At 72.4% G+C, this 9,396-nt stretch carries 8 protein-coding genes and 1 pseudogene; 1 reads left to right on the top strand and 8 read right to left on the bottom strand.

Annotated features, from left to right (window positions below; all coding sequences use genetic code 11):
• From JNW91_RS26560 to JNW91_RS26525, 8 genes and pseudogenes are all read right to left on the bottom strand, one after another.
• Window positions 1-402: pseudogene (locus JNW91_RS26560) on the bottom strand (DUF4153 domain-containing protein); the annotation flags it as partial.
• Entirely contained in the window at window positions 399-1,481 is a 1,083-nt protein-coding gene (locus tag JNW91_RS26555; RefSeq protein WP_203178122.1) for a sensor histidine kinase, read from the bottom strand. The pseudogene JNW91_RS26560 and the gene JNW91_RS26555, both read right to left, overlap by 4 nt.
• On the bottom strand, window positions 1,478-2,158 hold the full coding sequence (locus tag JNW91_RS26550; RefSeq protein WP_203178120.1) for a response regulator transcription factor: 681 nt from the start codon (window positions 2,156-2,158) through the stop codon (window positions 1,478-1,480). The genes JNW91_RS26555 and JNW91_RS26550 overlap by 4 nt, the downstream gene beginning before the upstream one ends.
• 369 nt (window positions 2,159-2,527) lie before the next feature.
• Window positions 2,528-3,178: a DUF5701 family protein gene (locus JNW91_RS26545; RefSeq protein WP_203178118.1), complete on the bottom strand. Its 651-nt coding sequence runs from the start codon at window positions 3,176-3,178 to the stop codon at window positions 2,528-2,530.
• Window positions 3,179-3,270: 92 nt separating this feature from the next.
• Entirely contained in the window at window positions 3,271-4,032 is a 762-nt protein-coding gene (locus JNW91_RS26540) for a LytR/AlgR family response regulator transcription factor (protein WP_203178125.1), read from the bottom strand.
• Window positions 4,033-4,055: 23 nt separating this feature from the next.
• The gene (locus tag JNW91_RS26535; protein WP_203178116.1) at window positions 4,056-5,282 is read right to left on the bottom strand and encodes a sensor histidine kinase; all 1,227 of its coding nucleotides are present in this window, start codon (window positions 5,280-5,282) and stop codon (window positions 4,056-4,058) included.
• A gap of 38 nt (window positions 5,283-5,320) precedes the next feature.
• Complete coding sequence (locus JNW91_RS26530) at window positions 5,321-6,892, bottom strand: sugar transferase (RefSeq protein ID WP_203178124.1); 1,572 nt, start codon at window positions 6,890-6,892, stop codon at window positions 5,321-5,323.
• Between the two features lie 264 nt (window positions 6,893-7,156).
• Complete coding sequence (locus JNW91_RS26525; protein ID WP_203178113.1) at window positions 7,157-8,017, bottom strand: Fpg/Nei family DNA glycosylase; 861 nt, start codon at window positions 8,015-8,017, stop codon at window positions 7,157-7,159.
• 24 nt (window positions 8,018-8,041) lie between these two features.
• Between JNW91_RS26525 and JNW91_RS26520 the strand changes: the two genes are divergently transcribed.
• Window positions 8,042-9,310 (top strand): glycosyltransferase, encoded by a 1,269-nt coding sequence (locus JNW91_RS26520; protein WP_203178111.1) that lies wholly within the window; start codon window positions 8,042-8,044, stop codon window positions 9,308-9,310.
• Window positions 9,311-9,396 lie beyond the last annotated feature (86 nt).

The following is a 9,396-nucleotide window of genomic DNA, read 5'->3' as shown; positions in this document are numbered from 1 at the left end:
GTGCCGGTCGCGTCGCCGGGGCGCCGGGTGCGCAGTCGGCCTGGTGGGGTCCGCGGTTGGGGACGACGTCCCGGAACCGACGACGCCGGCGGTGACCAGGGCGGCGGTGCCGGCCAACGCGGCCACCAGCCAGCCGAGGCCGGGGCGAACCATCGTCAGCGTGGACGCGCCGACGACCCCCGCCGCCGTCAGCGCCGCCAGGACCAGCGGACGTGCGGCGCCGGACGGCCCCGGCCAGCGTCGCTCGATCAGCGACGGTGGCCTGGGCAGGACCGGTGCGGCCGGCCACGGTTGCGGCCCGTACGCGGTCGGTGGGGCAGCCGGGCCGGGTCTGACGGTCGGCGGGACCTGCGGTCCGGTCGGCCCGGTGGCCGGTAGGGGTGTGCTGCCAGGGCTGGTCATGCGGCCTCTCTTCGGTGTGGCCCGTCGCTCGGGATGGTGACCTGGATGCGGCAGCCGGGCCGGTCGCCCCGGTGCGGTCCGGCGGGATCGAGGACACGGATCTGACCGCCGTGCAACTCGACGACCCAGCGCGCGATGGCCAGGCCGAGCCCGGTCCCGCCGCCGGCGGACCGGTCGCCGCGGGTGAACCGCTCGAACACCCGGGAACGCTCGGCCGGCGGAATGCCCTGGCCCTCGTCGCTCACCTCGAAGCGGAGATGGTCGCCGTGCTCCTCGGCCCTGACCCGCACGGTGCCACCGGGTGGACTGTGCCGTGCCGCGTTGTCGAGCAGGTTCGCGAAGACCTGATGCAGCCGCCACGGGTCCGCGTGCACCGTCAGCGGCGCCGGCAGCTCGCGGAGCTGGAAGCGCACGTCCACGCCGGCGCCGGTCGCGCTGGCGGTGGCGTGCTCCATGGCCTCGTCGAGGAAGTCCCCCACGTCGATGCGTACCCGCCGCAGCGGCACCACCCCGGCGTCGAGGCGGGACAGGTCGAGCAGGTCGGCGACGAGGTGCCCGAGCCGTTCGGTCTGGGCCAGCGCCGAGCGCAGCGCCGCCGGTTCGGGATCGGCCACCCCGTCCACCATGTTCTCCAACACGCCCTGCAGGGCCGTGATCGGCGTACGCAGCTCGTGCGACACGTTCGCGATCAGCTCGCGTCGGCGCTGGTCCGCGGCGTGCAGGTCCTCGGCCATCTTGTTGAACGCCTGGGCCAGTTCGCCGACCTCGTCACGGGACGTGGCGCGTACCCGACGGGTGTAGTCGCCCCGGGCCATCGCGCCGGCGGCCGCCGTCATCTCCCGCAACGGCGAGGTCATGCCGTGAGCGAGCACCTGCGAGGTGAGCAGGGCGACGGCGATGGCGGTCGCCGAGGTCACCGGCGGCGGCCAGCCGATGCCGTACGAGAAGTAGGCCAGCCCGGCCGCGCCGGAGGCGACCAGCAGCACACCCAGCTTCAGCTTGATCGAGCGCACCGGATCCAGCGGGCGGGGCAGCAGCTCCAGCACCCGGTCCAGGCGGGCGAGGGGGAAGGCGGTCATGCCGGCAGCTCCAGGGCGTAGCCGACGCCGTGCACGGTGCGGATGAGATCGGCGCCCAGCTTGCGGCGCAACGCCTTGATGTGGCTGTCCACCGTGCGGGTGCCGCTGCCGTCACCCCATCCCCAGACGTCGGCGAGCAGCCGTTCCCGGGGAAGGACGGTGCGGGGCCGCCCCGCGAGGTGGACCAGCAGGTCGAACTCGGTCGGCGTGAGGTGCACGTCCGCCCCGTCGCGGCGCACCCGTCGCTCGGCCTCGTTGATCTCGATGTCGCCGAGGCGGATGGCGGGCGGCGCGGGAGTGGCGGCGGCCCGCTCCACCCGACGCAGCAGGACGTGCACCCGGGCGGCCAGCTCCCGCATCGAGAACGGCTTGGTGAGGTAGTCGTCCGCGCCGACGGCGAGCCCCACCAGCAGGTCGGTCTCGTCGTCCCGGGCGGTGAGCATCAGCACCGGCACCGGCCGGTCCGCCTGGATCCGGCGGCACACCTCCAGGCCGTCGAAGCCGGGCAACATCACGTCGAGTACGACGAGGTCGGGCTGTCCGGCGCGGAACTGCGCGACCGCGCTGGGCCCGTCCGGCGCGATCTCCACCGCGAAGCCCTCCGCCCGTAGTCGGGCGGCGATGGACTCGGCGATGGTCCGTTCGTCCTCGACCACCAGTACCCGGCGTTCCTTCATGGGTCCTGACTGTATTGAGCCGCCGTGGAGATCGGTGGGTGGCATTGTGAACAACCTGTGGAGAACGGGTCGTGCCTGTGGATAACTCGACGGACATGCCGGTCGGCCTCCGCGAACACCCGAGGCTCGTTGTGGACGACGACCGATTGAGCTGACGTCATTGGCAAGCGGGGCCGGTGGCAGCGCGCCACCGGCCCCGCTCGCACCGAACCGTCAGCTGATCGGTACGACCAGACCCACGGACATGCTGCCGCTGGCCGGAACGGAGAACAGCCCCAGCTTGCGGGTGCCGTCCGGCTGCGTCACCAGGTATCGGCCGCTAACTGCCCGACCGGACGACGTCCTGGGTGGACCCCGCCAGCCTCACAGTCAGGCCAGGCCGACGCGCTCCGGCCGGGCCGATGCGGAGCCGAGCCAGGTGTGCGGGTTGCCGTACCAGCACCAGCCGAGCTTCGGCGCGCCCTGACTGATCCAGAGCGCCGGCACCCGCTTGTCGCCGCACCGGGAGCCGACCAGGGAGAAGCACCTGTTGCTGGCCAGCGCGGCCGGGTGCAGTGTGATGAAGGCGAGCCCTTCGTCGATGGTGAGTGGCAGCCGGCCCTGTGCGGTCATCCCCTCCACGGCCGTGGCGGGTGCCAGATTGCGGAACTCCTCGCCCCGGTCGACGTCGAAGAGCAGGTACGCCGGTCCGGCCGGCACCTCCAGCTCCTTGATCGGGTCGAAGCGCGGCAGGTCGTCCGCGGCGTAGTTCCGGTCCAGAACGCCGGGCTTGCGCTTGCCGGCCAGCGTGGTCAGGTCCAGTCGTTCCTGCACTCCCACCAGGTCCCGAGTGGTGACCAGCAGGAACGGCACCCGCGCGTCGGTGGGGGCGGGCAGACCGGCGGCACCCTCGGCGGCTCTGGCGCGCAGTGGTGCGACCAGTTCGCGGAAGGCGGTCTCGGTGAGCCCGGCCAGGGCGGGGTAGCCCAGCTGCGCCAGCCGGTCCAGTTGGCGGTCGAATTCGGTGGCAGCGTCGAACACAGCGGCTCCATTCGTCGTTGTGTACCGTACATCGTACGACGGGCCACGGTTATTCCCGCTGTCTGACTCGGCCATCCCGGAGGATGGCCCGGTCACCGGCCCCAGTCCTGCTTGGCGGCCCGGACCAGCTTGTCCTTCAACTCCCGGGTGTGCCGGCGGCTCACCGGCAGCTCAGTAGAGTCGACCACCACGACGTAGCCGGAGTTGACCAACCGCAGCTCCGCGATCAACTTCAACTGCACCAGGTACGACCGGTGCACCCGGACGAAACCCGCGTCGGCCCACCGCTCCGCCAACGTCGCCAGCGACACCCGCACCAGGTGCGACCCCTCCGCGGTGTGCAGACGGGCGTAGTCCCCCTGCGCCTCCACCCACCGCACCGCCGAACGGGGCAACATCCGGGTGGTACCGGCCAACTCGATGGGGATGGTCGGGTCCTCCTCGGCCCGGGCCAGCGCCGCCGGATGCGTCGGCACCACACGTGAACCGATCACCCGGCGCAGCGACTCGGCCAGCCGGTCGGCGCGCACCGGCTTGCGCACGTAGTCCGTGGCACCCAGGTCGAACGCGTCCACCGCGCCGTCGTCGTACGCGGTGACGAACACGATCGCCGGTGGTCGGGCGAAGCGGCGCAGCACCCGGGCCAGTTCCATGCCGTCCAGGCCGGGCATCCGGATGTCCAGGAAGACCACGTCCACATCGCCGTCGCGCAGCAGCCGCAGCGCCTCGGTGGCGTCCCCGGCCGTCTGCAGTCGCGCAACCCGGGGGTCGGCCCGCAGGTGGTACGCCAACTCGTCGAGCGCGGGCGGCTCGTCGTCCACCGCCAGAACCCGGAGGAAACCGGACGCGTTCACCGCACCCGCCCCGGTCCGCTCGCTCACGAACCCGCCCGCACACCGGGATGGAACTTCGGCACCCGCACGCTCACCCTCGTGCCCGACCCCAGCCCGGTCTCGACGACCAGGCCGAACCGGTCACCGAAAACCGACCGCAGCCGCTCGTCGACGTTGGAGAGGCCGACGTGCTGGCCCGTCTCGTCGCCCGGATCACCGGCGCCGCGCGCCAACTCGGCGATGCCGGCGGTCAACGTGGTCGGGTCCATTCCCACTCCGTCGTCCTCCACGGTGATGTGGCATTCGGCGCCCGCGTCCCGGGCCTCGATGCTCACCATGCCCGTGCCCGGCTTGCGGGACAACCCGTGCCGGACGGCGTTCTCCACCAGTGGCTGGAGGCAGAGGAACGGCAACGTCACCGGCAGCACCTCCGGGGCGATCTGCAACCGCACCTGCAACCGGTCACCGAAACGAGCGCGCTCGATGGTCAGGTAGCGGTCGATCGACCGCAGCTCCTCGGCGAGGGTGGTGAACTCCCCGTGCGCCCGGAACGAGTACCTGGTGAACTCGGCGAACTCCAGGATCAACTCCCGGGCCCGCTCCGGGTCGGTGCGGACGAACGAGCCGATCGCGGTCAGCGCGTTGTAGATGAAGTGCGGGCTGATCTGCGCCCGCAACGCCCGGACCTCGGCCCGGGCCAGCCGCTCCCGCGACGAGTCCAACTCGGCCAGGGCGAGCTGGTTGCCGGCCCAGTGCGCCGTCTCCAGGGTGGCCTGCACCAGCCCCGGCGCGGGAGCGCTGTCGGCGATCGCCACCAGCGCGCCGACCACCCGGCCGTCCGCCCCCTGCAACGGCGCGACCACCGCCCCCCGGATCGGACAGTCGACCCGGTCGCACTGCAACTCGTGCTCACCGAGCACCGTCGACCGGCCGGTAGCCACCGTCCGCCCGGCCGCCGCGAGCAGTTGCTCCCCGTGGTGCGTGCCGCGCCCGTCGAGGGCGAGTACCCGATCGGCGTCGGTGAGGGCCAGCCCGACCGCGCCCACCAGGGCCCGCAGATGACGTACGGCCTTCGCCGCGCCCGCCTCGCTCAACCCCGTGCGCAGGGGCTCGGCGGCCAGGCCGGCGGTGTGCAGCACCTCGTAGGTGGCCCGCTGGGTGGCCGTGGCGATGCCCCGGCGGGCGCGCAGCCGCAACACCGCCCACAGGGCCGCAGCCAACGCGGTTACCAGTGAGACGACGCCGACCACGGCGGAAAGGTTGCCACCCACGCAGCGATCCTTGCCCCTGCGGGCCGGCGAGCCAACCCCTAGTAGGCGCCCTTGCGGGCGAGCACCACCCCGACGGTGCGCCACAGGATGCTCAGGTCGTACGCGAGCGACCAGTTGTCGACGTAGTAGAGGTCCAGCCGCACGGACTCGTCCCAGGACAGGTCGGAGCGGCCGGAGACCTGCCACAGACCCGTCATGCCGGGGCGGACCAGCAGCCGGCGGCGAACGTCGCCCAGGAAATCGCCGTCGTCGGCCGGCAACGGGCGGGGCCCGACCAGCGACATCTCACCCCAGAGCACGTTGATCAACTGGGGCAGCTCGTCCAGCGAGGAAGCCCGCAGGAAGCGGCCGACCGGGAAGACCCGAGGGTCCTGCTTCATCTTGAACAACATGCCGTCGGTCTCGTTCCGGTCGACCAGGCTGGCCAGCCGATCCTCGGCGTCGACGTACATGGTCCGGAACTTCCACACCCGGAACGTGCGCCCCTCGTGCCCCACCCGGGGCTGGCGGAAGAAGACCGGCCCGGGGTCGGAGATCCGGATGGCCACGCCGATGGCCACGAAGAGCGGAATCAGCACCAGCAGGCCCAGGCCGGCCGCGACCCGGTCCATCAGGTTCTTGGCCAGCAGCGCCGGCCCGGAGAGGGTCGGCTCCTCCACGTGCAGCAGCGGCAGACCCTCGATCGGCCGGATGTGCACCCGGGGGCCGGCGATGTCGGTCAGCTGCGGGGCGACCACCAGGTCGACGCCGGAACCCTCCAACTGCCAGGCCAACCGCCGCAGCTCACCCGGCTCGGCGCTGGCCGAACCGCAGACGGCGATGGTGTCCCCACCGACCTCCCGGACCAGGGCCAGGACGTCACGGCCCGCGTACACCGGCACCGGCGTCGGCATGCCCCGCGCCGCCGCGTACCCGTCGGTGATGTGGATGGCGACCGGCACCAGCCCGGCGGCCGGGCTGCGGGTGACCGCCGCGTACACCTCCAGGCACTCCGGCAGCGTGCCGACCAGCACCATCCGGTGGGCGGCCTGACCGGCCCGCCGGCGGATGTAGTGCAGCGCCCAGCGGGCCACGAACCGGCCCCACAGGATCAGCACCGTGGCACCCACCAGCGCCGTGCCGACCGTGTACCGGGAGAGCTGCGTCACGGTGGCGAAGGCGAGGAAGGAGACGCTCGCGGCGACCGTCACCGACGCCCGGATCACCCGCTTGAACTCGTCCGGGCCGAGCCCCAGGTAGCGCCGGTCGTACGCCCGGTTGCTCCAGAGGATGACCACCCAGCCGAGCGGCAGCAGCAGGTACGAGATGGTGTGGAACCAGGTCGGATCCTGCTTGGTGCCGGAGAAACCGGAGGCGGCCTGGTCGAACAGCTGGATCGCGATCCAGCTGGCGAACGCCGCGGCGCCGAAGTCGAGTACGAGCAGGATGGCGATGTAGGGGCGGTGCCAACGGGAGACACGGCGACGCGCCCTCGCCCAAGCCGACCGGGGGACGCCGTTGTGCGTCGGCGGCGTCGGCGGCTGGATCTCGAAGCTGTCGACGTGCCGCACGAGTCTGCTCCGGCCTTCGTTGGATACCGGGCGCTGGAGGCTTGCCGTCACCTCACCCATGTCCTCCCGCATGACACGTGCCGCTCACTCGCAGTGAGGGCCCGGGTCGCCCACCGTCCCAGTCTCCCACGCGGGCTCCGACCGGTCGCCGCCCCGAAGGAGATTGGCGACTGATGGTGCCGGCGGGATCTGGCCGGCTCCGCACCATTTCAGAAGCCGGGGACCGGGCCACTATACCGATGGATACGCCTGTGACCAGAACGGTGGACCGGAGCTTCGGCTCAGTCGGGTCGATTCCGCTCTGTAGTCGGCGCGTTGCATCACTCACCGTACGAGGCGGGACAACCGTCGGTCAGCGAGCGGCTTGCCGCCGGTCTGACAGGTCGGGCAGTACTGGAGGCTGGAGTCGGCGAACGACACCTCCCGCACGGTGTCCCCGCACACCGGGCAGGGCAGGCCGGTACGGGCGTGCACCTTCAGCCCGGAGCGCTTCTCGCCCTTCAGCTCCGCGGCCCGCTGGCCGAGGGACCGTTCGACGGCGTCGCCGAGGACCTGCCGGGTGGCCGTGTGCAGGGTGGCGAGCTGGTCGTCGGTGAGCCGGTCGGTGATCGCGAACGGGGACAGCTTCGCCGCGTGCAGAATCTCGTCCGAGTAGGCGTTGCCCACCCCGGACAGCACCGACTGGTCGGTCAGCACCCCCTTGACCTGCCCCCGCCGGCTGCGCAGCCGCTCCGCGAAGGTGGGCAGGTCCGCGGCGAGCGCGTCCGGGCCCAGCTTGGCCACCCCGGGCACCGCCGCCAGGTCGGTGACCAGGTACGCGGCCAGCTTCTTCTGCGTACCGGCCTCGGTCAGGTCGAAGCCGGAGCCGTCGTCGAGACGGACGCGCACCGCGATCGGCCCCTTACCGGGACGAAGTGGAGCGCCGGACGGGAACGCCTCCCGGTAGTGCAACCAGCCCGCTCTGGCCAGGTGGACCACCAGGTGCAGGTCGCCCTCGACGACCACGTCGAGGAACTTGCCGTGCCGGCGGGCGTCGACCACCGCCCGACCGGCGACCGCGGTCGGTGCCGGGTCGTACGTCTTCAGGGCGCTGATCGCGGCGATCTCCAGCCGGTCGACACGCCGCCCCACGGCGCGCTGCCGCAGGTAACCCGCGAGCGCCTCAACCTCCGGTAGTTCGGGCACGACCCAACGGTAGCCTTCTTTCCCGTGAGAATCGTGGTGGCACACAACCGGTACCGGGAAGCCCAGCCCTCCGGCGAGAACACGATCGTCGACTCGGAGATCGCCCAGCTCACCGCGGCCGGTGTCGAGGTGCTGCCGTTCATCCGCAGCTCGGACGAGATCCCGTCGATGTCGAAGGCGGCGAAGGCCCTGCTGCCGATCTCACCGATCTGGGCGCCGCGCGCCCAGCACGACCTCAGTCGGCTGCTCACCGAACACCGGCCGGACGTCCTGCACCTGCACAACCCGTACCCCCTGCTGTCGCCCTGGGTGGTGCGGACCGCGCACCGGCACGGCGTGCCGGTGGTGCAGACGGTGCACAACTACCGTCAGGTCTGCTCCTCGGGGATCTACTTCCGCGACGGTGTGATCTGCCAGGACTGCAAGGGCCGGGCCCTCGGCGTGCCGGCGATCAAGCACCGGTGCTACCGCGACTCGGCCGCGCAGAGCGCGCTGATGGCGACCACCCTCGCCGTACACCGGGGCACCTGGCGGTCGGTGGACCGGTACGTCGCGCTCACCACCGCGATCGCCGACCACCTCCGCGAGTACGGCATCCCGGACGACCGGATCGTCGTGAAACCGAACGCCGTACCCGACCCGGGCCGCCCCGCACCGCTCGGCGACGGCTTCCTCTACATGGCCCGACTCTCCCCCGAGAAGGGCGTCGACCTGCTGCTGGATGCCTGGCGTCGGCACCCGGTGGGCACCCTGGGCACGCTGCGAATGGCCGGAGACGGCGAGCTGCGCCCGCTGGTGGAGGCCGCCGCCGCCGAGCGGCCCGACGTGGTCTACCTCAACCAGCTCGACCGGGCCGGAGTGCGCGCCGCCGTCGAGGCGAGCGCGGTCGTGATCGCCGCCTCCATGTGGCACGACGTGCTGCCGACCGTGATCATCGAGGCGCTGGCCAGCGGCCGACCGGTACTCGGCACCGCGCTCGGCGGCATCCCGTACCTGGTGGGAGCGGACTCCCCGCACGAACCCGCCGGCACCGGCCCGGCCGAGACCGCCTCGGCGGTCGCCGGGCGTGCCGGGCCGGCCATGCCGGCCGGCATCGGCCTGGGCGAGGCCGGCTGGGTGGTGGCCCCGGAACCGGCCGCGCTGGCCGCCGCCCTGCCGGTGGCCCGGGCTGGTGCGTCCGGTCTTGCCCTGGCCGCCCGGACGCGCTACGAGCGGACCTTCCACCCCGACGTAGTCACCAAGCAGCTCATCGACATCTACGGGGGCATGTCCCGCACCCCCACCCGCACCTGACCACCCCGCGCCGCCCCGGCCCGCGCCCGCACGTGCGGGTGCGCGCCACCCTGCGCGTTCCCGTGCGCGCCACCCTGCGCGTTCCG

Source organism: Micromonospora parastrephiae (assembly GCF_016802865.1).
Lineage (GTDB): Bacteria > Actinomycetota > Actinomycetes > Mycobacteriales > Micromonosporaceae > Micromonospora > Micromonospora parastrephiae.
Note: the sequence above shows the minus strand (reverse complement) of the source record. Positions and strands in the feature narration are given on the sequence as shown.

Excerpts from the sequence above, each read along its gene's own strand:
- JNW91_RS26555 (WP_203178122.1), bottom strand. The coding sequence starts at position 1,481 with ATGACCGCCTTCCCCCTCGCCCGCCTGGACCGGGTGCTGGAGCTGCTG.
- JNW91_RS26550 (WP_203178120.1), bottom strand. The coding sequence starts at position 2,158 with ATGAAGGAACGCCGGGTACTGGTGGTCGAGGACGAACGGACCATCGCC.
- JNW91_RS26530 (WP_203178124.1), bottom strand. The coding sequence starts at position 6,892 with ATGGGTGAGGTGACGGCAAGCCTCCAGCGCCCGGTATCCAACGAAGGC.